Source organism: Candidatus Venteria ishoeyi (assembly GCF_030378065.1).
GTDB classification, from domain to species: Bacteria; Pseudomonadota; Gammaproteobacteria; order Beggiatoales; family Beggiatoaceae; genus Venteria; species Venteria ishoeyi.
This window is the reverse complement of the sequence record NZ_JAUCGJ010000062.1, coordinates 1-23,185: the sequence shown is the minus strand read 5'-3', so window position 1 is coordinate 23,185 and position 23,185 is coordinate 1. Positions and strand designations below refer to the sequence as shown.

20 protein-coding genes are annotated in these 23,185 nt (G+C 42.8%); 5 read left to right on the top strand and 15 right to left on the bottom strand.

What is annotated here, in order from left to right:
• The 3 genes from QUF61_RS16235 to QUF61_RS16225 form a co-directional block, all read right to left on the bottom strand.
• The coding region (locus QUF61_RS16235) for a hypothetical protein (protein ID WP_289682637.1) at nucleotides 1-244 on the bottom strand (244 nt) is incomplete at its 3' end.
• 151 nt (nucleotides 245-395) lie between these two features.
• On the bottom strand, nucleotides 396-551 hold the full coding sequence (locus tag QUF61_RS16230; RefSeq protein ID WP_177428206.1) for a hypothetical protein: 156 nt from the start codon (nucleotides 549-551) through the stop codon (nucleotides 396-398).
• 11 nt (nucleotides 552-562) lie between these two features.
• A complete protein-coding gene (locus QUF61_RS16225) occupies nucleotides 563-1,819 on the bottom strand; it encodes a DUF4178 domain-containing protein (protein ID WP_289682635.1) in 1,257 nt (418 codons plus the stop codon).
• Nucleotides 1,820-1,881: 62 nt separating this feature from the next.
• Here QUF61_RS16225 and QUF61_RS16220 point away from each other — a divergent pair, with 62 nt between their 5' ends.
• Nucleotides 1,882-4,164, top strand: a complete 2,283-nt coding sequence (locus QUF61_RS16220) for a WD40 repeat domain-containing protein (protein ID WP_289682634.1) — start codon at nucleotides 1,882-1,884, stop codon at nucleotides 4,162-4,164.
• Between the two features lie 63 nt (nucleotides 4,165-4,227).
• Here the strand turns inward: QUF61_RS16220 and QUF61_RS16215 are convergent, their stop codons facing one another.
• Both QUF61_RS16215 and QUF61_RS16210 read right to left on the bottom strand, forming a co-directional pair.
• Nucleotides 4,228-4,770, bottom strand: coding sequence for a putative pterin-binding protein (locus QUF61_RS16215; protein ID WP_103918949.1), 543 nt, complete (start codon nucleotides 4,768-4,770; stop codon nucleotides 4,228-4,230).
• Nucleotides 4,751-5,470, bottom strand: coding sequence for a hypothetical protein (locus QUF61_RS16210; RefSeq protein ID WP_103918950.1), 720 nt, complete (start codon nucleotides 5,468-5,470; stop codon nucleotides 4,751-4,753). The genes QUF61_RS16215 and QUF61_RS16210 overlap by 20 nt, the downstream gene beginning before the upstream one ends.
• 162 nt (nucleotides 5,471-5,632) lie before the next feature.
• Here QUF61_RS16210 and ahcY point away from each other — a divergent pair, with 162 nt between their 5' ends.
• The 3 genes from ahcY to QUF61_RS16195 all read left to right on the top strand — a co-directional run bounded on the left by ahcY (nucleotide 5,633) and on the right by QUF61_RS16195 (nucleotide 9,986).
• Nucleotides 5,633-6,949, top strand: coding sequence for an adenosylhomocysteinase (gene ahcY / locus QUF61_RS16205; RefSeq protein WP_103918951.1), 1,317 nt, complete (start codon nucleotides 5,633-5,635; stop codon nucleotides 6,947-6,949).
• 278 nt (nucleotides 6,950-7,227) lie between these two features.
• Entirely contained in the window at nucleotides 7,228-9,336 is a 2,109-nt protein-coding gene (locus QUF61_RS16200; RefSeq protein WP_289682633.1) for a DEAD/DEAH box helicase, read from the top strand.
• A 2-nt stretch (nucleotides 9,337-9,338) separates the two neighbouring features.
• The gene (locus QUF61_RS16195; protein ID WP_103918952.1) at nucleotides 9,339-9,986 is read left to right on the top strand and encodes a DUF2290 domain-containing protein; all 648 of its coding nucleotides are present in this window, start codon (nucleotides 9,339-9,341) and stop codon (nucleotides 9,984-9,986) included.
• Nucleotides 9,987-10,106: 120 nt separating this feature from the next.
• Here the strand turns inward: QUF61_RS16195 and QUF61_RS16190 are convergent, their stop codons facing one another.
• From QUF61_RS16190 to QUF61_RS16145, 10 genes are all read right to left on the bottom strand, one after another.
• On the bottom strand, nucleotides 10,107-11,261 hold the full coding sequence (locus tag QUF61_RS16190) for an SPFH domain-containing protein (RefSeq protein ID WP_103920359.1): 1,155 nt from the start codon (nucleotides 11,259-11,261) through the stop codon (nucleotides 10,107-10,109).
• 405 nt (nucleotides 11,262-11,666) lie between these two features.
• Entirely contained in the window at nucleotides 11,667-13,751 is a 2,085-nt protein-coding gene (locus QUF61_RS16185) for an EAL domain-containing protein (RefSeq protein WP_103920361.1), read from the bottom strand.
• Between the two features lie 60 nt (nucleotides 13,752-13,811).
• Nucleotides 13,812-15,185, bottom strand: a complete 1,374-nt coding sequence (locus QUF61_RS16180; RefSeq protein WP_103920362.1) for a sensor domain-containing diguanylate cyclase — start codon at nucleotides 15,183-15,185, stop codon at nucleotides 13,812-13,814.
• 131 nt (nucleotides 15,186-15,316) lie between these two features.
• The gene (cmoB, locus tag QUF61_RS16175) at nucleotides 15,317-16,312 is read right to left on the bottom strand and encodes a tRNA 5-methoxyuridine(34)/uridine 5-oxyacetic acid(34) synthase CmoB (RefSeq protein ID WP_289682632.1); all 996 of its coding nucleotides are present in this window, start codon (nucleotides 16,310-16,312) and stop codon (nucleotides 15,317-15,319) included.
• A 4-nt stretch (nucleotides 16,313-16,316) separates the two neighbouring features.
• Nucleotides 16,317-17,066, bottom strand: coding sequence for a carboxy-S-adenosyl-L-methionine synthase CmoA (gene cmoA / locus QUF61_RS16170; RefSeq protein ID WP_289682631.1), 750 nt, complete (start codon nucleotides 17,064-17,066; stop codon nucleotides 16,317-16,319).
• Nucleotides 17,067-17,069: 3 nt separating this feature from the next.
• Entirely contained in the window at nucleotides 17,070-17,708 is a 639-nt protein-coding gene (gene msrA / locus QUF61_RS16165; RefSeq protein WP_289682630.1) for a peptide-methionine (S)-S-oxide reductase MsrA, read from the bottom strand.
• A gap of 142 nt (nucleotides 17,709-17,850) precedes the next feature.
• Complete coding sequence (locus QUF61_RS16160) at nucleotides 17,851-18,900, bottom strand: porin (RefSeq protein ID WP_289682629.1); 1,050 nt, start codon at nucleotides 18,898-18,900, stop codon at nucleotides 17,851-17,853.
• Nucleotides 18,901-19,191: 291 nt separating this feature from the next.
• Nucleotides 19,192-20,160, bottom strand: coding sequence for an AAA family ATPase (locus tag QUF61_RS16155; RefSeq protein WP_289682628.1), 969 nt, complete (start codon nucleotides 20,158-20,160; stop codon nucleotides 19,192-19,194).
• The gene (locus QUF61_RS16150) at nucleotides 20,157-21,407 is read right to left on the bottom strand and encodes a DUF4350 domain-containing protein (protein WP_289682627.1); all 1,251 of its coding nucleotides are present in this window, start codon (nucleotides 21,405-21,407) and stop codon (nucleotides 20,157-20,159) included. Before QUF61_RS16150 ends, QUF61_RS16155 begins: the two co-directional genes overlap by 4 nt.
• A complete protein-coding gene (locus QUF61_RS16145; protein ID WP_103920369.1) occupies nucleotides 21,404-22,084 on the bottom strand; it encodes a DUF4129 domain-containing protein in 681 nt (226 codons plus the stop codon). Before QUF61_RS16145 ends, QUF61_RS16150 begins: the two co-directional genes overlap by 4 nt.
• A 576-nt stretch (nucleotides 22,085-22,660) precedes the next feature.
• Between QUF61_RS16145 and QUF61_RS16140 the strand changes: the two genes are divergently transcribed.
• Nucleotides 22,661-23,125 carry a hypothetical protein gene (locus QUF61_RS16140; RefSeq protein ID WP_289682626.1) on the top strand — a complete coding sequence of 155 codons (465 nt, stop codon included), beginning with the start codon at nucleotides 22,661-22,663 and terminating at the stop codon, nucleotides 23,123-23,125.
• Nucleotides 23,126-23,185: the final 60 nt, after the last annotated feature.

Genomic DNA, 23,185 nt, shown 5'->3' with positions numbered 1-23,185 from the left:
TAAAACTTGACTTTACTTCTGGAAACTTGCTCTCAAAAATAGATAGCAGCCTATCTCTTGCACCTGAATCTTTAATTATTTCAATCATGTGGCGGCTGACATCATTGTCATCTAATTCAGAAATATTTTTTAGAGGTGGAATTGGTTTTAATGAATTTAGTTCTTTTAGAATATTCCTTCTATCTTGATTACTTATTCCCTGTATTATTTTGTGAAATTTTTCAGATGAATTTTTTACAGTCATTTTAAATTAAACTTCCTGTTATTAATTAAAATAAAATAATTAGAAAAATATTTTTATAAGAGTTTTCATGAAACATTCCTTTTTAGAAAAAAAGGAAACTAAGGACAGTGCCATTTTACCAATTTATCATTCAAATCTAACACCAAGCACCTCATTTCCCCCCACCATAACGGCTATGCCCGGCGCTGCCCTGGCGCACGCTTTGACTGTGATAAGCCGATGCTTCCTGCACCCCGACATCATAAGCGGTCAGATAGGCCGCCCCCAGCGTCAAACTGCCAAATATCAGTAAAGCAAATTTAGCCATCTGGATTGCCTTTAATCATCTTCATCGTCTTCTTCCACAGCCTGCCAGCGTCTGGCTTCAAAATTCCAGTAATGAAAAAAGGCAAAGCCCCAAATCAGTAGCATCAAACCTGCCAGCATCATAAAATAACGGCTGACCATCACCCCTTCATAGAGTTTGACATAAGCTCCAAAGCCCTGCTTTGTTAAGGAGCTTTCTGTTGCAATCAGCGCAAGTTGGTACACGCCTGCCGTTGGCAGTTTGAATAAAGCACTGGCACCTTTATTACCCTCGCTCCAGTATTCGCCACCTTCACGACCTTCGTAAAAACTGATTTCCCGATTCAGCGAATAGACTTCTTTATCTTGCTGGTAAATGATGACATCGTAACTGGCCCAGTGATTTTGTAAATTGGTATCCAGTTTTAATTCCAGTAAATGATTGGCATCTTCAATGGTAAAAGTCACCCGCTCAGCCATATTGCTGCCGCTGAAGTGGTTGTGCAGGCGCTGTGTGCCTTGCCCCAGAAATAATAACAGTAATACCAGCAGTATATTCAATAAGGCAAACCATTTACTGGTTTTGCCAAAACCGGTAATCAGTGGTGCGTGGTAAGGCTGGGCAGCGTGAATGCCCTGGGGTTTTTGTTGTTCGCTTTTTTCAATTGCAAAAGCCTCATAAACCATTTTGCCGGGTAGATATTGGCCCAGATAATATTCGGTCTCATTTGCGCTGGTTTCATAACTCAGTATATACGGCGGTGCAATGGCTTCTGTGATATTCACGCTATCGCCTTTGCGTGCTATCCAGGTCAGTTCGCCTTCCACATAGTGAACTTCTGCATCATACTGTTCATAGAGTTTAAATGTGCGCTGGTGTAATATGGCAGGGCCGCGCAGGCGGAAACCTTTGACCTGAGTCGGGCGTGGCACATCGCGCACGCGGCGGTTAAATATAAAATGCCCCTGCTCATAGCTTAACCAGTGATAACCATGCGTGGGTGAAAATATCTGTAGTTCAAGCCAGTGTTCGCTATCTTCACAGGCATATTGCAATATACCGATAATGGTAAATTCAATATTCTCAATAATGCCTTGCATACCGATTTTTAATGGGCAGGCGGGGCGCATTGCATTTTTATACTGGTACACAAGCTGATAGTCTTGATGACTATCCATGACTGCGCCACAATAAGTACAGGTGAGACTGCGTACCCGATGCCCGCCGTGTAAATCCAGCGGCGCGCCACATTGCGTGCATTGAATGCTGCGAATTTCACTATTTGCCATGAAAATAACCCGTATCAGACCTTTTAAACAGCATAGCTGATTCTTCTTCAGGAGTGAAGACAATGTCATTGTACGCCCAAACAATAACAACGTCCCGTTTCCGGTTTTTTCATCCTGAAACCATTGCCAATGATTTTTGCCTGAAAATGAATTGGCCCAGGCATAGCTTGTTACGTTTTGCGGATGCTTTGGACGGATTTTCCCGTAGCGCGAGCAGGTACATGCAACCAGATAGCCTGCAAATAATGCAAAACGGGTCTTTAGCCACTTATTCGAGTGCTGCCACAAGCTCAGCCCCTAATCATGAGTGTTGGCTTATCAATACCCTGGAAGCCAATCTCAATCCCTGGCATACGGTGGCAAGTGATTTACAGCAAGCCTTAAACCATATCGTACAAAGTCCCAATTTGGTGCTTAAAACCAGGCATTGCGCGATTACGGATATTCCCGGTTTGCTCTATGAACAAGATAGTTTTCGTGAACAGGTGATTATTATATTACTGACTGACAGCCACCAATGGCTGGGCCGCCGCAAACTGGATGTTGCCAAATATCTTGCGCGCTGGCCGCACTGCGTTTGTCTGGAGCCGCGTTTTCCGACACTCAGCCGCCAAGCGGATAAACGTCAACAACAGTTACAACGTTTAGGTCTGGCCTTGTTTCCCTTGTCTGCTCAGGGTCTGGTGCAGGCGGGGCGGTTTTTATGTCAGGAAAACAGGGGTAAGGCTGTTGCTTATAAACCCATGCAACAACGGGATGAATCGCGTTTATCCGTGCGCATTGAGTCCATATTAGGGCCAACGTTGCAATGGGTGCAGGCTTGTGCCATGTTGCCCCCACCTTGCGCCCTGGGCTTGGCGGAAAAAATACGTCAGCAGTTTTTCAGCAGCCTGCTTTCAGAAAATGCTTTTTTTCGTTTATTCTCATTACCAGAAGTCAGTTATCAAGCCACGATATCTGGCAGTATGTTTTATTTCAGCCCACATATACTGGCTATTTTACGCGCGGGTTTTGCGCGTCATACACAGGAGAAGCAAGCGCAGATCCTGCAATTTTTAGAACAGCAGGTTGCGCAGCAAGCACCTGAAAATACACCTGAAAATAACAAGGCCTATCAGGAATGGCAATGGTATGAGCAACGTTTACAATTGGAAATTGAACCGGATAGTGCGCTGAAAAACATTCAGCAACTGGCAAAAATACCTGAATTAAATACAATGATTATGCAGGATTTAGCCACCGTCAGTTTGCCGGATAACCGCGCCTGCGCCTTATATAACCAAATTCCTTTGCGCCGCGCGCCACAGAGCCGCAAAGCCCTGGCCTATTTGCAACAATGGTCAGAAGATACCGGCGTAACCGATGCGCAGTTGCACCCCTGGCGTTTTCGTGGCCTGAATTGGTTGGACAAGCTCTATTACCTGTATCATAAAGCTTTGATGGTGGCCAATTTTTCTCCTGATGGGCAATGGATACTCAGCGGTGATATTGATAATGCCGCAAGCTTATGGCATGTGCATAACCGCCAGGAACATAACCTGGTGGATACCGATTGGTATCAACCGTTTGCGCAGGCAGATAAACCCTGGCTCCATAAACCCTGGGGAAATGCCCGTAGCACCCGTTTGATTGTTGATTTTTCCGCTGATAGTCAGCGCATGGTGACGGCTTTGGGTGATAATATTGTCCGCGTCTGGGAAACCAGTAGCCGCCAGCCTGTCTATATTTTTAAAGATCATGGCTTATCTTTGCGGGCCTTGTTGTTTGTGCCAGACAGCGAGCAATTATTAGGTGTCAGCGCCGAAGGTCAGATTTGGGACATTGCCAAGGGCCAATGGTTATACACGCTGACTGGGCATTCCCGCTTAATTCAACACGCGGCCTTATCCGCAGATGGTTTATGGCTGGCAACGGTTACAACGGATGGTTGCCTGCGCGTCTGGCACAGTCGCAGCGGTGAGCCTGTATTAACTGTTTCCCAAGCCCATCAAGGCGCAATACAAAGCGTGGCTTTTAATTATGATGGTTCGTTACTGGCAACCGCATCAGTGGATCACAGCGCCAAAATCTGGCAATTCAACGATGGTCAGTGTCGCCATCATTTACAAGGCCATAAAGCTGCGGTTAATGATGCCCGGTTTTCCCCGGATGGTAAATGGTTGGTGACAGCATCCGATGATCACACTTGTTGCTTATGGTCTTGTGAAGACGGGATATTAAAACAAGTGTTGAAAAATCATCAGGGTATTGTGAATACTGCGCAATTCAGCCCGGATGGGCAACAGATTCTAAGCGCAGGTAATGACCGCACGATTCAGACTTATCATTGTAATCTTCGATTGTAATCTTCTATACCACTTTATGCTGTGTGGGAATTTTCAGCATTTTCACCGTGGGGTTTAGGTTATTTATCTGATTTGCAAAGAACGCAAATGCCAGATGAGTTTGTACTGGGTGGATAAGTCGGTTTTTAAGCCGGGATAACTATGCATGGGATACATCATCCAGATAGGCCCCTTATCGCGAATACGCAAATAATTCCCATTTTTTTTAATCGCCAGTATGACGCCATAATTTTCAAGTTCAGCAATTGTCATCCAGGGGGTGCTATAACCATCCAGTGCCGTGGCTTTAATTTGACTGCCACCGGGCTGCACCATTTGCATCAGGTTTCTGACCGAAGGCCCCTGAAAAATCTGCTCACCATTGGTCCAGCGGGTGGTGGTTTTAATGGTTTGCATGGGCAACTTTTCCAGCGTTTTTAGATCGAACTGCGCGGTATTGCTGACATTATGCTGGTTGATATTACCTTCAATCGTTAAAATCACCCGATCCTTAGGCACAGGCAAGGCCTCAGCCCAGGTCAGATTGCTTATAAAGAGTAAGCACAGGCTGACAGCTAAGATCAAAGCGCTTTGAAAAATAAATAAACTATTCTTCGATGCGTTCATGGGTATATTGACTCCGGGTTTTTAAGATGTTGAAAATTCCAAATAAAACAATGCCATATAATACAAATACTAGCAAACTGGTTAAAATCAGCGCCTTAAAATAATATGATTGTACTTCTCGTAATGCTTTATTTTCATCTTTGTAAATGGGTAATAGTTGCGCTGGCAAATTAGTATAATCTGCTGCAAACTCTTTCTTGAGTTGATCCAGATAAAGCAGATGTTGTTCATAATCAGGTTCAGAATCATGCAAACTTGATTCCAGCAAATCCAGTTCTGTTAATATTTTGCGGATAAAAGTTTTTAAGCCTTTTATTTTTAAGAGTCGTTGTGCATTTTGTCCACTGATTAAATCATTAAATCGTGACCAGGTGATTTCCACTTGCTGCGGTAAGGATGCGCGGGTTTTATCTTCAGCAACTGTTTCAGGATCCAGGTTAGCCAGTTGCAGGCGATATTCCAGGCGTGCCATCGCCAGTTGTGCCTGTAACATGACATGGTGATCATAGGCTTTATAAGACTGGGTGTCTTGATGGGCTTGTTGCTGATAATTCAAAATCATCCATGCACTGCCGATGAAGATACTCAAGCCCAGCAACAGCATAAAAAGCATCCCCCAAATCCAGTATAACTTCGGTGCAGAGAGGGCTTTGTGGGTATTATGGGTTTCAGTTTGTGGCTCAATGAGGGGGTCATTCATTGCAAGGTTTCCTGGTAAGGGGATAAATATTTATTATTTTTTCACTGCTTCCTGAACGGATAAAAACTGACAGAATCCGCTATAATAGATCATTTTTATTGATATTTTTCAGATTTGAAAACATTGATGCTGTATTTTTAGCATATAACAGGAGAACAATGAATGAGTAGTAAGCAAGCGGTTGTCAACTTAAGCCCGGATTATAAAGTTGCAGATATGAATCTTGCCGCATGGGGACGCAAGGAAATTGCAATTGCAGAAACTGAAATGCCGGGATTGATGGCCCTGCGTGAAGAATATGCAACACAGCAACCGCTCAAAGGCGCACGCATCGCCGGTTGTCTGCACATGACCATTCAAACTGCGGTTTTAATGGAAACCCTGACCGCCCTGGGCGCTGAAATCCGTTGGTCTTCCTGTAATATTTTTTCCACCCAGGATCAAGCGGCGGCAGCAATGGCAGAAGCCGGTATTCCCACTTTTGCCTGGAAGGGAGAAAGTGAAGAAGAATTCTGGTGGTGCATAGAACAAAGCATTTTTGGCCCAAATGACTGGCGGCCTAATATGATTTTAGATGATGGTGGTGATTTGACGCTGCTGATGCATGATAAATACCCGGAATTGCTGAAAGAGGTGCGCGGTTTATCTGAAGAAACCACTACCGGCGTACATCGCCTGTATGAAATGGTGGAAGCCGGTACCTTGAAAGTGCCCGCTATCAATGTCAATGATTCTGTCACCAAATCCAAGTTTGATAATTTATATGGCTGCCGTGAGTCTCTGGTTGATGGTATCAAACGTGCCACCGATGTCATGATTGCCGGTAAAATCTGCGTGGTGTTAGGTTATGGTGATGTGGGTAAAGGCTGCGCGCAGGCGTTTCGTGGCTTAGGCGCAACTGTATGGGTGACTGAAATCGATCCAATTTGTGCGCTGCAAGCGGCAATGGAAGGTTATCGCGTCGTTGATATGGGTGAAGTCGCTGGCATGGGTGATATTTTTGTTACCACCACAGGCAACGTTAATGTGATTACCCATGATCACATGCAAGCGATGAAAAATGAATCCATCGTCTGTAATATCGGGCATTTTGATTCTGAAATTGATATTGCCAGCCTGCGTCAATATACCTGGGAAAATATTAAACCCCAGGTCGATCATGTGGTTTTCCCTGATGGCAAACGTCTGATCGTCTTGGCGGAAGGCCGCCTGGTCAATCTCGGTTGCGCCACCGGTCACCCCAGCTTTGTGATGTCCAATTCTTTTACCAACCAGGTGTTGGCTCAAATTGAATTATGGAATCACCCGGAAAATTATGACGTGAAAGTGTATGTACTGCCTAAACACTTAGATGAGCAGGTTGCACGTTTACATCTGAAACGTTTGGGTATTAACCTGACTCAGATGACTGATGCTCAGTCCAAATATCTGAATATTCCGGTTGATGGGCCTTATAAACCAGAGCATTATCGTTATTAGAAATCACACTACTTTAGACACTGTGATTTCTAAAATAGGAAGTTATTTAACTTGAGCTCAACTTAGGCTTCATCCATAACGTATATCTATGAATGAAGCCTAAATCTTATGCCAGGTTATTGATAATCTGTACAAAATTTCAGTCATTTTGGATAAAAAATTTATACTGGTTACGCAATAAAGCACTCTTTTTTACTGCCTGTCATTTAGAGTAAACTAAATATGAAAACTTTGTTGTTAAAAATAATATTACATAGAATGATTAATTGAGATAAATAATGATTGTTGTTAGAGGTGGGACGGGTAAACCAATAAGCAGCCAAAGGTTAGCGGCTTATTTTGAAAAACATACCGACATTGAAGGCTATTTATATCTAGGTTATCCAATCATAGGAGCCATAGACGGTGGGTATCAAATTGATGCATTGCTCGTCTCAAAACAGCATGGTGCAGTTATTTTTCATCTTATCGAAGGAGCATATGATAATAAGATTCAACTTGAAGAAATACAAGATGAAAGCTATACAAAGTTTGAATCAAAATTAAAACTCCATAAAGAGCTAACAGATAAACGAAAACTTGCTGTTGAGCTTAATGTTCCTATTTTTGCTCCTGTATGGAAAAACCATTCAAATATTAAGTCAGATTATCCTATTCTTGTTTCTGATACAGATTTAGAAAATTTTTTAAATGCTATTACTTGGAGTAATCAAAGAAAATATAAAAAACTGGTATCTGTCATTCAGTCTATAACAACGATTAGACGTAGAAATAAACGTGATTATGTTAAAAAACCGACATCGAGAGGTGCTAAATTAAAAGTACTTGAGGACTCAATTGCTAATTTAGATCGTTATCAAAGTACAGCTGTTATTGAAACTGTTGAAGGTGTTCAACGAATACGAGGTTTAGCAGGATCAGGAAAAACGATTGTCTTGGCTCTTAAAGTTGCTTATTTACATGCAAAAAATCCAGATTGGAAAATAGCGGTAACATTTAATAGTCGGGCACTAAAAAATCAGTTCAAACATTTTATAAACCTCTTTATATTTGAACATATTAATGAAGAACCAAATTGGGATAAAATTGACATTATTCATGCTTGGGGAAGCCCATCAATTAGAGGTGTATATTATGAATTATGTTTGAATCATAATATTAAATATCTTGATTTTAAGGCAGCCGAAGCTCGTGCAACTGGCTATGGAAAGGGGTTTGATATCGCATGTGAAAATGCATTTAATGAAATAAAAGATTATCAGAAAACATATGATGTAATTCTAATTGATGAGGCACAGGATTTTTCACCTTATTTTTTGAGACTTTGTTATAGTATTTTGAAGAAACCAAAACGTTTGGTTTATGCTTATGATGAGTTGCAAAATATTAGTAATAAACAAATGCCATCACCAGAAGAACTTTTTGGTTCTGACTCTACAGGAAACCTATTAGTTTCATTGCAAAATATTTCTGGAAAACCAAAACAGGATATTGTTTTAGATGTTTGTTATCGTAATTCCAGACCCATATTAGCCACTGCTCATGCTCTAGGTTTTGGAATATACCGAAAAGAAGGCTTGATTCAGATGTTTGAACAACATCAATTGTGGAAAGATGTTGGGTATAAAATTAAGAATGGTAAGCTTGCTGATGGTCAGAAGGTAACCCTATACAGAGATGAGCAGTCTAGCCCTGATTTTTTAGAGAGAAATTTTAGTATTGATGACCTTATCATATTTAAAACACTCAGTAGTCCTGAAGAACAAACGCAATATTTAATTTCTGAAATTGAAAAAAATATAACAAATGATGAATTAAAGCTGGATGATATTATGGTCATTCACCCCGATCCATATACTGCTAAACGCGCTGTAGGCACAATTAGAACAGCGCTTTTTAATAAAAATATTAATTCAAATCTAGCAGGTGTAACTACTACACCTGATGAATTCTTTAGTAATGATGCAGTTGTATTTACACAAATATATCGAGCCAAGGGAAATGAAGCTTCTATGGTGTATATAATTAATGCCCATGAATGTTTTGATGGCTCTAATAGGACTCAAAAACGAAATATGTTGTTTACTGCTCTAACTCGTAGTAAGGCATGGGTTCGAGTCATTGGCTATGGCAGTAATATGGAAGCCTTACAAAAAGAATTTGAAGAGGTAAAACGAAACAATTTTGAATTACAGTTTGTGTATCCTACAGCAGGAGAACGCAAAGAACTAAACATAGTTAATCGTGATATGAGTATACAGGAACGAAAAAATTTAGATAAAAAATCAGCAACACTAAAGGACTTACTTACTAGTTTAACTAATGGCAATTTACATAAAGAAGACTTGCCAGAAGATATTAGAAAACAATTAAAGAAACTTCTTTAATAATGTTACAACCTAATATTATCTATAAACAAATCCAAGAAATCACCTCAAAATTGATTGAGGTTAGTTTATCTGTTGAACAAAACTTTCCTTCCAATCAGAATGGAGTTATTTCATATTCTGGAATTAATGATATTTCTATTGCGATGAAAAATTTAGCATATGAAGAAGTTTATAAAAAACTAGAAGAAACAAAAAACTATAATATAAAAATGATTGATGGTGCATTAATTCAATTGCTTTACAAGTATAAAAACAAGGAATTGATTTCACATCGTTTAGCTTTTTTCCCATCGCCAAATTTAGAAAGTTTTCAAAATGAACCAGAATTATATGAAAATGACGAACTTTATACTGATATTTTAGCAAAAAACATTGTTACTTTTCCTATCCGGTTTGATTATGATCCTAAAAACTTTAAGGAACTTGAACATCCGAGAACACATGTGACTTTTGGGCAATATAAGAATTGCAGGATTCCCGTTTCAAACCCATTAACTCCAGAGTTATTTATTAATTTTATTTTAAGAAATTTTTACAATACAGCCTTTATAAGATATACCGATAATTTTCCTGTAAGTCATTCATATTTCAATCGAACAATTACTGATAAAGAAAAGGGCGTGTTTCATTTGGGTATTTATCAGTAATAAAATGTATAGTAATATTTTGTACTGGATTTGAGTGTTTTTACTCAAAAAACTGATCTTAATCCCTGGCTAAACCATAAACCGCCTTTAGCCACTGCGTGGCTAAAGGCGGTTTATAGTTTATGGCATCGGTGGTGGCGGTGGTGGTGGCATGGCACCAAACAAACCGGATAATTCTGCCACTTCAGAGGCTGCCGTCCAGCCGCTCATACCTTGTTTCCATACTAGCGTTTCTCGTTTTAAGGTGCCTGAGCTGACTTGCTGGCGCAAGGCATTCATATCATAAGGCCCCAGTGTTTGCCCATTTACCGCCAGGTGATAGGCAGCTTGCGGTGGTGGTGGAGGTGGCGCGGCAGCGGCTGGTGCAGCCTGTGCTTGTTGCTGAGGCTGTTGAAAATTCTGGCTCATCTGGTTTGCCATTGCCATGGCTGCACCCATTGCCATGCCTTCGCTGGCCATGCCGCCAGGGGTTTCCGCAGCTTTTCCCATCGCCTCGGCAGCCTGAAACTGGCTGTATTTGCCTAAATCGCCCAGCACACCCATTTGCGTGCGTTTATCCAGGGCTTCTTCCACGGCTGGTGGTAATGATATATTGCTGATCAGCAGCTTGGTTAATTCCAGGCCGTATTCTTCAAATTCTCCACCCATGCGCTCAGCAATAAACTGACCGAGTTCATCATAGTTTGCCGCCAGATCCAAGACTGGAATTTTGCTTTCTCCCAGCACATCGGTAAAACGGGTGATAATGATATTACGCAGTTGATCGGAAATATCCTGTACTGAAAAATGGGCGCTGGTACCCACCAGTTCCCGTAATAAGGTGGGTGCATGTTTGATTTTCAGTGAATAGGCACCAAAAGCACGCAGGCGTACCGGGCCAAATTCCGGGTCGCGCAACATAATCGGGTTGGGCGTACCCCATTTCTGATCGGTAAAACGGGTGGTGTTAAAAAAGTACACTTCGGCTTTAAACGGGCTGTCAAAACCGTATTTCCAGCCTTTTAAGGTGGATAACAGCGGCAGATTAGCCGTTTCCAGCGTGTAAGTGCCGGGGGTGAATACGTCTGCCGGTTCAAAGGTTTTCATGTCAACCCGTTCAGCGGCTTCCCCTTCGTTGACAAAAACTGCAACCTGACCTTCACGCACGATCAGTTTTGCGCCATTTTTAATTTCATTATCGTGGCGTTCAAAACGGTACACCAGGGTATCGTTGGAATCATCCAGCCATTCGATAATGTCGATTAATTCACTTTTAACAAAATCCCATAAACCCATAGTTTTTTCCTCCCAGGCAATAATAACCTGATACTAACCCAAACTTGATGTAGACCTAACAGTATTTGACCATTACAGTTGGCAGTTTACGGTTGGCAGTTGTCGGTTATGCGTTGACAATCATGCGTTTGTATTAAAATGGAACCGTAAACCGTAAACCGTAAACCGTAAACCGTAAACCGTAAACTGTAAATAATATTTATCCTGAAAACTACTCACCCACTGCGGTTTAAACACCACCAGCAAAGTCATGATAACCCTGTTGATAAACGCTTCCGGCAATATCATCACTGGCACAGGAAAATTCATTATAAAAAATTATCGCTTTCAAAATAAAAAAAGCCTGAGGTGGAAGCGGTTTTCAGTACTTTTAGCACTGAAAGAAGCTGGTGCTAAACTCATATCCTATCCTGTAAAATCATACTCCATACGTGGATCAGGTTCCTGAATATAATGCCCCTGCGCAAAATCAACTTCAGACTGGAATAAAACAGTCAGGCTGTTGGCATCTTCCACGGCTTCTGCAATCACAGATTTGTTAAAAGAGTGCGCCAGCTCTACAATTTTTTTCACTGAGGTTTGGTGTTCAGCGTTACTGGATAAGCCTTTGGCATAAGAAGAGTCAATTTTGACATAATCTACCGGCAGATGTTTCAGGGTTGTTTCTGAGTTCAGCCCCGTGCCAAAGTGCTCCAGCGCTGCTTTACAACCCATTTGTTTTAGCCGGGTAATAAATGCCTTGGCAAATTTAATCTGACTGATTGCCGTAGCTTCGCTGATTTCAATGGTCAAGTGTTCTGGCGTGACATGCCCTAATTTTAACAGTTTTTTGATAAATATCAGTACCTCACTGTCTTTGATTGCCTGATCAGATAACTTGATAAACAAGTGGGTATTGTGTTTAGTACCACCGCGATCATGTACGACATGCACGGCTTCGCGCAACACCCACTTATCCAGTAATAAGGTAAGTCCGGCTTTTTCCGCAGCGGCAAACAACATGCCTGGCGGTACGTTTTTACCATTGGCATCCACCATTCTGAGCAGGACTTCAAAAATTTCCTCTTCTTCACCGCGCAGACTGACAATCGGTTGATAAACCAGTGAGAAGCGTTTTTCTTCTATCCCGGTTTCAATCATTTTGGCGACATTATTCAGTTCTGCATCTTTATTATCAGACGCTTTAACAACAGCTTTGTAAACTTCAATCTGGTTGCCACCATTTTTCTCCGCCACTTTGCTGGCGGCGTGTGCATCACTGAGTATGCTTTGTGGTGTGCCAGCAGAAGCCAATACCTGGGCGATACCAATACTACAGGTGGTCACTACGGATTGATTTTCCAGCTCGGTCACGCAGCCTTCAATAATTTTTAATACTTTATGACCAAAGGCTTGCGCATGTTTCAGGTCTTTATCATGTAATAAAAAGGTAAAAGCCACATCGCCAAAGCGCGAAATTACCACATTAGGCAAGGCTTCTTTCAGTGCATTTGCCACATTGATCACAATGGGGTCGCTACCGCCAATACCAACACGCTGACGAATTTCGGTGAAATTATCCAGGCGCATGAATAATACCAGGCTGCGGGTATGGCTTTCCATCGCTTTAGACAGGGCTTTATCCAACAACTGCATAAAATGCTGGCGATTGATCAAGCCCGTCAATGTATCAAGCCGACTGAATTTTTCTTTCAGTTTTTGTTCAATTTCTTTGCTGTGCAGTTGTTCGCGGATAATAATCTGTATACATTTTTCATTATCATACAGTGCTTTACTGACTTCCAGTTTGAGTTTGAATTTCTGGCGTTTATTCTGGTTAATGCGAAACCCAACCAGCTCGATATCCCTGTCTTCCTCATTTTCATCGATCATGTATTCACGCATGAATTCTTTAAATTTAGCGTGATCTTCCGGTGCCACCAAGTCCATCACCGGCATCCCTTCTAACTCCTCCATATCCTTGTAACCAAACATTTCCAGGTAGGAGGGATTGGCGTGAATATGCATACCTTCATGTACATAACTGATGGCATCACGGGAGGTTTCCAGCAGGCTGACGTTCTGTTGCTGGCTTTGCCGGTATAACTGCTCCATATGGCGTAAGTTCAGGCGGGTTTCCAGATCGTCTAATTCTTTGCGCACGACATATTGCAAAGAAATTGTATCATCTCTGGGGATTACGCTGTGGATGTTCGCGGCAAGCAAGGCGGTCATATCCGAGAACTTTTTGATTAAAGCAATAATTGGTATATCCTGCTTTGAGGTTTTTACCAACTCTGCTGCTCTTTGCACAGTAAAATCAAGGATCTCCGGCACAGAAATAATTAAATCCCATTCCTGTTCACTTAATGCCGCCAGCAAATCTTCCTCATCTTCAACATGTTTTGGGCGGATGGGAAAACGCGCTTTGCGTAATGAATTAAGAATCATTTCTGCATCATTAGCAGATTCTTCAATCACGATAAGCCGAATAATATCGCCTTGTCTCACTGGTATATTCTCCTGATTAACCTTATCAGATTTGTATCTTAAGTGACAAAAAAGATCAACTTACGTTGAACCGGGATTGGTATTGGCAATAACCACCTGATTTCGCCCCTGTGCTTTGGCTTGATATAACGCCGTATCAACATGGCTGATAAGTTCTTCAATATCGATTGCGTTATCTTCAGGGTAAGCACTGACACCAAAACTGGCAGTCAAGCGTACAGTTTGCTCACCATCTTGTACATTCAGCTTTGCAATGATACAACGAATGCGCTCTGCAATGTCAGTCGCTTCTTTAAGTTTAGCCGCAGGCAGCACCACTAAAAATTCTTCACCACCATAACGTATCATTAAATCCCCGCCACGCAGGGAATTACGGATAGAATCACTGGTAAGATGCAGGACACGATCCCCAATTAAATGTCCATAAGTATCATTGATGTGTTTGAAATGATCCAAATCCACCATTATCAGCCCTAAAGGGGCGCTGGAACGATTGCTGCGGTTAAATTCCTCATGCAGACGCGCCATGCCGAAACGTCTATTATACGCACCTGTTAAAGCATCTAAAGCAGCAATATGTTGTAAATGCGCATGAATTAAAGCATTATTCAGTGCCAGACCAAAACCCTGGCGAAATAATTCCAGCAGCCAACTGACTTCAGGGTTGAATGCTTGATTACTGGCGAGAATGATCACACCCAGAGAATTTTCTTTAAATTCTACCGAGGTCACAATAATTTCTTTTGGGCAAAACCGCGCCATGACCGCTTCCACTTGCACCCCTTCAGGGAATTCAACGCACTGGGTTTTGCGGGTGCGCATGGCCTTGCGCACATAATCACTGTCTGCCAGCGCTGCGGGGTTATCCAAACCATGTTGCGCTACTACTTCCATGCGCCCGGATTTTTCAATCAGCAAGGCCCCGGCCAAGGCATTGGTATGTTGTAGTAACATTTCCAAAGCCTGGGAGGATAACAAATCCAGTTCCAATTGACTGGATAAGGTTTTTGAGAAATCACTGACTGCCTGCTCGACTTCTTTAGAACGAAACAAGGCTTCCACCAAGTCGTTAAAAGCCCGCGCGCTTTCTCCGATTTCATCATTGGAATCCACTGCAACCCGGCAGTGTTCCGTGCTGCAATGACGCCAATTGCCGGAAAAGGTGGCATCACGGATGGTGCTTTCCACCACATGCATGTGATTGGCTAATAATTGTAAACGCGGACGCACCACACGCCTTGCTAACATATAATTAATGGTGCCAAGCAATAAACCAGCCCCTAAAGTGGCCATCCAGAATTTAGGCGTGAGTATTTGCTGCGCTGGCAAGCCCAGCCATAAAGCAAAAAAAGGAAAAGAAATTCCTGTTAATAATCCGAATATTATCATCCAGATGGCTAAATCAGTGAACAGCTTAGTGGTAAATCGAGGCATTAATGGCCTGCTCCCCTGCTATTATTATTTCTACGCCCTATTTTATATCGAATCCAAATTATTTATATGAAACACTTACATCTTTTTCATTATTTTTATAGAAAAAATCTATTGCGCAAGTTACCTAATTCCTAAGGTGCGGTCGCCAGAAAAACAGCTCTTTTCGGCGCAGGCAGTCCTTCAATGGTTTTATTGGCATCGTCAGGATCCAGAAAATCTGCTAATGATTCAAATTGCATCCAGGCTGTGCGCCGTTGTTCGTCAACGCGGGTGGGGGTGACATCCAGCAGTTGAATATTTTGATAAGCACAACGCTGTAACCAGACCTTTAATGCCTGCGTACTCGGCAGGAACCAGACATTGCGCATTTTCGCATAACGCCCTTCAGGGACTAAAACCTGAGTTGCATCACCATCAATGACCAGGGTTTCCAGCACCAATTCACCACCGGGGCGCAAACAGTCACGCAATTGCAGCAGGTGCTCAATGGGAGAACGACGATGATATAAAATTCCCATGGAAAATACGCTGTCAAAAGCCCGTAATTTTTCCGGCACGTCCTCAATGCCTAACGGTAATACAGAAAAATTCTGTTGTTTACCTAAAAAATGCGCACTTGCGTGAAACTGCATGACATGTAATAGCGTGGGATCAATTCCCATTACCATGCCAGCCCCTGCACCCATCATACGCCAACCGTAATAACCGTTGCCACAGCCCACGTCCAATACCCGGCGTCCACTCAGTGGGCTGATTTGCTGCTCCAGGCGCGCCCATTTCCAATCTGAGCGCCATTCACTGTCAATATGAACACCGTGAATTGAAAATGGCCCTTTGCGCCAGGGGTGTAATACATGAAAAGCGGCACTCAGTTGCTTATTTATCTCTTCTGGCAGTTTTTCACCGACACTGACCAGGGCTTGATTTAATTGAAGAGGGGTTGGCGTGAGGCTTGGTAAATTTTCCAGCAGATGTAACCAGTCTTGGAACTTGGCGTGCTGCTGAGGATTAAAGCGGCTCGTAATTTGTGCAGGCAGTTGTTTAGCCCAGCCTTGTAATTGCAGATCATTTGCCAGTTGTTGTACAAAATCCTGATAATAATCAGCATAATAGTCAGTATTTGGCATAATATCAGGGTTTTTTGGCTAAAATCGAAGCAAAATTAAGGCATTGATACCATTGTGCGACTTCAGAGAAACCGGCATCGAATAAACGTTGCTGGTGAATTGCCAAGGTATCAGGTAACAATACTTTTTCGATGGCACTGCGTTTTTGACTGATTTCCAAATCACTATAACCTTTGGTGCGTTTAAAATCATGATGTAATGCCGTCAGCGTAACATCCTGCCAGCTTTCTGTTTCATTGTCAGAAAAATGCAACTTTTCAGATAAAACCAGTATTGCACCAGAGCGCATTCCCTGCCAGATACGTTGCAATAAACTCAAACGTAATTCAGGTTTGATAAACTGCAAAGTAAAGTTTAATACCACCATGGATGCGTTCTCTATGGGAAAATTGAGAATATCCGCGCAATGCAATTGCAAAGGAACCGGACTGTGTTGTGGCAGAGTGGTTTGACATTTTTCTATCATCGCCGGGGCATTATCCACCGCAATAATTGTACAGCTTTTATGTGAAATATGTTGTGCCATTGATAAGCTGGCTGCCCCTAAAGAACAACCCAGATCATAAACATGGCTGTCTGCCTGTGCATAACGCTGGGCGATGAGGCCAATCAGTTGAATAAGTTCCAAATAGCCTGGTACTGAGCGTTGAATCATATCCGAGAAAACGGCGGCAACCTGCGCATCAAAGCGAAAATCCTGTAACGGTTGATGTAAATTTACATAAATTTTATCGTCTTGCGACTGCTCAAACATGGTTTATTCCGCAGGAAAAGCAAGGCCGATGCCACCCAAGCCACAATAACCCTGTGGATTTTTTGCCAAATACTGTTGATGATATTCCTCAGCATAGTAAAAATCTTTGGCAGGACAAACTTCGGTGGTAATGGCATTAAAATGTGCGGCATTTAGCGCTTGCTGGTAACGTTGCAGGCTCTCTTGCGCCTGCATCAATTGCATTTCAGAATGGGTGTAGATAGCAGAGCGATATTGAGTACCTGTATCATTACCCTGGCGCATACCTTGCGTGGGATCATGTGATTCCCAAAAATGTGTCAATAAATCGCTATAAGTAACTTGCCGGGGATGGTAAATGACCAATACCACTTCATTATGCCCGGTTTTCCCGGTACACACTTCATCATAAGTCGGGTTTGCTGTGTAACCTGCACTATAACCCACAGCAGTGCTATATACCCCTGGCAATTGCCAAAATGATTTTTCCGCACCCCAAAAGCAACCCAGACCAAAAACAGCCTGTTCCGTTGATTCAGGAAAAGGAGGGAGCAGCGTATGCCCAAGCACAAAATGTTGAGAGGGTACAGGCATAACAGCACTGCGCCCTGGCAATGCTTGCTCAGGTTGAGGCAGGGTAAGTGATTTTTGGAATGCGTGCATAAATAATTAACCTGAGTTAAGAATTATTTTCATTACTTATAAGATTACCAGGAAAATATCCTTAAACTTTAATTAAGTATAGACATAAAAAAAGGGCGCTTTAAGCGCCCCTTTTTTATTGCAGGTAAATTCTAATACTAGATTAGAAACCTACGCGCATACCAGCTATAAATGCTTCGTTATCAATAGCATCGTTGTCGCTGTCAGCTTTATGCCAACCTGCGTAAACGTTAGCTTTTTTGCTGAAGTTGTATTTAGCACCTAAAGAATAGGAAGTTGCGTCAGAACCGGCGTTATCACCTGCTTTGATACCAGCAACCCAAGCATTCAGGTCAATACGACCAATGCTGTAGCCAATTTGACCCATCAGATAATCGGTAGAATCTACGCCGTCAGATTTAGCGGCGATACCCATATTGTGGTCACCCAGCTCAACACTTTCGTAGTGCAGTGCCATATACATTTTGCCAAATTTAGCTTTACCAGCCAGTTTCCAGTTGGTACCGTCGGTATTATTGGCATCATTATTCAGATGCGCTGCTGATGCAGTCACTTCCCAAGCTTTGTTACCATATTGCAGTGCGCCGAGATAGCTGCCTTCGTTGCCGTCATTTTCGCCAGCAACATATTGCAGACCGCCTTTGAAACCACTGGCTTTGAAGCCTGCTTCCAATGCGTTATTGATAAAGCCTGTGTGACCATATGCGCCACCACTCATGCCACCGCCACCATGACGTGCCTGGAGACCGGTACCTGCCCATTTGTCATAACCCAGGGTAGAAGTTTTGTATAAACCCTGGAGACGACCCATTTTGAAATAAGCCATGGAAGCTTTCAAGCCAACATATTTTTCACGGTTAGTGAAGTTGCTTGCGCCGCCACTATTGCCAAAAGCACCAAATGACCAGTCCATGCGAGCAATTGCAGTCAGACCACCACCTAATTTGTGGCTGACATCAAAACGCATTTTGTTTGGGCTACCATGTCCACCAATGGTGTTGGAAGTAACGGTTTGACGATCACCATTACCAACTTCCAAGCTACCAACCTCAGCTTGAAGGGTGCCGCTTAATTTGATTTCAGCCTGAGCTGCCAAAGGTGCTGACATTGCAGCAATAATTGCCAAAGACAGAAGGTTTTTATTCATTACCAGTCTCCAAAAATGATTAAAATAGTTTGTTTCTAAATCCATATCCCGCTTTGCACTTTGCACCGGGAGACATTTCTTACCGTGTATCTATCAGCCATAGTGGGCAAAACAAAAGGAGTAAGCCACCATGCAAACAACAATACGACCTAAAAAGCATCATATAATGATTAATAATCATAGAGTTATATGACGTATTTCTTTTGAACATGAGTCATTATAGGGGGGGATTATAAAAAATGCAACAATTTTTCTACAAAAAAACCACAAATCAAAAAATGTTGCGTATACGCAACACCCATGTGTATTAACCCGGCTTTATTAACACTGAAAACCTTAATCCCTAGGTGCACTGACTTGGCTTAATAAGTTATTTAATACGGCATCTGCGTCATGACCTTCAATTTCCCATTCCGGGGAAAGTAAAATTCGATGACGCAATGCCGGTAACACGATTGCTTTGACATCATCCGGGGTAACAAAATTATGTCCATTTAACAAGGCCCGCGCCCGCGCTGCGCGAATCATGGCAATACCACCACGCGGCCCGGCACCATTACTAATCCCAGACCATTGTCGTGTATTAGAGACAATCTGCACAACATATTCATGAATTTTACTGTCTACTTGCACCTGTGCTGCTGTTCGTTGCAACTTTACCACAGTCGCTGGTGGTATCACGGCATTGACCTGACTGACATCCAGGCTTTCCCCACTACAGCTTTGCGTAACCTGTTGCAACAGTTGGATTTCCTCTTCTGGTTGAGGGTAATCCATACAAACCTTAAATAGAAAACGATCCAGTTGTGCTTCCGGTAACGGATAGGTGCCTTCCTGTTCAATCGGGTTCTGCGTTGCCAGGGTCATAAACGGTGCAGTGACGGGAAATGAGCGCGCTTCAATCGTGACTTGTTGCTCCTGCATCACCTCCAGCAGCGCAGCCTGGGTTTTAGCAGGTGCACGATTAATTTCATCAGCCAATAATAAATGGGTGAATACCGGCCCCTTACGGATACGAAACTGCTCGGTTTTCATGTCATACATGGCATGACCGGTAATATCACCGGGCATTAAATCCGGGGTAAACTGAATGCGCCGAAACGTGCCTTGTATGGTTTTTGCCAGCGCCTGCACCAATAAGGTTTTACCCAGCCCCGGCACGCCTTCAATTAAAGTGTGTCCCGCTGCCAATAGCGCAATAAGAATCTGATCGATAACTGCCTGCTGCCCAACCACAGCTTTACTGATTTCCGCACGAATGTTTTGCAAAGTTTTACTGGCCTGTGCTATCGCCTGCTCACTCATAATTGGTTCCTGATTTGTTTTAATAGCTTTACAGCCTGGGTCAGTTCTGCTGAAGCGTGAATATCATGACGATATAAAGCCAAACGTACATTGTCGGTGGATAATTGGCACAGTTGTGCCAGAAATGCCACGCGCTTGCTGATGGTCTCCTGTTCCCAGCCTGGGTGATGCAACGCAATCTCCTGCTTAAGCTGCTGACGTAAAGGCGACAGCAGGGTTTTGACTTGCCGGTGTTTCCAATAAAAGCGCCCACTGGCTTCAATATGCTCTAATAAGCGGCGGCGCACGGGCTGCGCTACCGGCAATACCGAGCCAAAACGCTGGCTGGCCGCCCAGATCACTAATAACAGCAAAACCCCGGCACTGATCAGCAGCGTTGAAGCATGTTGCCATAAACGCCGCAACAGCAATAGAAAACCCGCATCCTCTTCACAATCTTCACACCATGTTCCAGCTTCTGGTTTAACCCGTATCTTATTTTCAAAAGCCTCCAGGGTATAACGTTTACCGTGAACAAATTGTACATGGCTGGGCTGATGATGCTGATGCAGCAGATGCCAGAAAAAAGACGCATGATCCCTCTGACCGATATAGACATTCTGTATCCACCACAAATCACTGACCCAGGTGATTGCGCCCTCGCCTATGCTGCGGTGTAAAACATGTTTACCCTGCTCGCTTGCAATCCACCAATCCAGGGGCAATGCGCTTTCCAGATAATAATTACGATTAAAGCTGATTTGCCAGTCACGCTCGCGCCAAACAAAAGAAGAAGGCTGCATGATTTGTTCTTTTTCTACCGCATCTGTCGTTGATAATTGATTTTCATTTTGTAAAATATCCAGTTTTACTAATAATACATCCCCCTCATCTGTCTCACGATTAGCGACATGAGAACTCACTCCGATAAAATGCCCACCTTGTTCTATCCAGGCCAACGCCGCTCCCGCCTCATCAAAACTCATCGGTCTGCGGCCTTCCACCCAGACTAAAATCGTCTCATTAGATAATTTATGAAATTTAGGGATATGTCGGGAAGTGCGAGAAGAAACGTCCATGCTATCCAATAAACGCTGCACGGCTAAAAAGGGGTTTTTCTGCGCCTCACCGCGATAGCTGTCATATTCAAATTCCACAACAGTTTCCAGATGATTTAGCGTCCAACTACTGACAAATCCCACACTCAGGCAAGCGCAGGCAATTAACACCCATAATAATAAGCGCCGATAGGAAGGCATGATGTTCATGTTTCAGCCAATTTAAAATGCCTTGACCAGTGCTGGCAGAAGTCCTGCATTTTGTCACTGTCCGGCAATTGATGCCCGTATGCCAGAAACAACCAGGCACGGAACAAATGGCTAATATAATCGCGGGTACTTACCGAGGGCAATTCTGCCAGCAGGCGCAGGCACTCACCTTCAGTCATATTATCTTTAATTTCCAGGCCTTGTGCGCGTAAACCGGATAAGCTGACGCGATATAACAAACCCAGTGCTTCACGGTGCTGACCTTGTTGCCACAAACGCCATGCTTGCGTGGGGGGATCATGTAAATCAGCTTGTTTAGGCACAGCAATCAGATCGGATAATTCAGCATCAGATACATGGCGTTTATCTGAATTTATGAACTTAATCGCCTGGTTTTGAATAAAACTACGATATAAAAACCAGCCCAACACTACCAAAGCAACCAGAAACACCAGCCACAACGCCATTTCCATCAATTGTGAAAACGTTAAAACCCAGCTATTGAAGCCACTTAGCATATCCAGCGTTTCTTCAGAGGGCGTATCTTGCGCCGACCATTGCGTCCAACTATCCTGGTGCCAAGTATCAAAATCAGCATCTTGCAGAATCCGGTTTATTTCCGTCTGGATGTCATGGTCTGTAACCGTTGTTGTCGCTTGCGCATCAAAACCGTTCATGTGTCTGTATCAGGAATAAAAAGAGGCTGGGCATTATAACATCAGAAAACACCATAAATTATTCGGATGAATACTTTAGCGCTTACCTTAGGGGAGCATCAGTTTGCTTATTCTAGGAGGCTGTCCGAGAACAGAGGCCGTAGTGAGGGAAGGCTGGTTTGAGGCAGATTTTTTCATTATTTGAGGCGAATATTGGGTATATTTAACGAAAATAAGGGAGAAATCTGACCAAATCCAGCTTTTCCGCAGTAGGTATTGTGTTTTCGGACAGCCTCCTAGGAGGCTGTCCAAGAATTCAGTTTTTCAAAAAACCAGTTTTTTAACACATTGATAAATAATGAGTTAGTTTTGGCAGAATCATTGATTTTGCTATTCTCGGACAACCTCCTAGCGGGTTTTAGTTATCGGTTGATATGGTTAAACAAGTGTTTATATCCTACTATTATCGATAGAGCATTTGCTAATCGACATTAGATAAACAGGTGTCCATAAATTTGATACAGGCTTTGGGCTGTTTAGCCCGTTAGCCTGAAAATAAACTGATTGATAACGTTAATATTTCAAGGGGAAAATATCATGAGTGCTTTATTTAAGCGATTGATTGTGAGTCTGTTCTTGATATTATTGCCAGCTGAACTTCTGGCTTTAACCGAAGGCAAATGGAAAGAAGAATGGATAGACACCAAAACTGAAGTTGAAACCTTGGCAGGCAAGAAAAAAGTTGCAGAAACGGCTACATTTCTCTTTATACATTATCGAAAAGGTACCGGTATAGAAAAGGCGCTGGGGGCGCTGGATACCGCTTTCAAGAATGCAAACAAGGCAAAAAATAAGTTTGAGGGTGATAGAACGCCCAGAAACAAAACCACGCTCACTAAAAAAGTGACTGCTTATGAAAAAAAGCTGAGTAAATTTATTGTGCTGAAAGAGAAATATATAGCGCAATTAAAAACTGCAATCGATACAGGGAATACTCAGCAATTCCCGCTACATCCTGACTATTTCAGTCAACAATCATTTTCCATTTTTTTCTTAAGGTAATTTTTCATATCCACAAAAATACCTGTCCCGGCCTAATGCCAAGCAGCTAAAAAGGAGAAT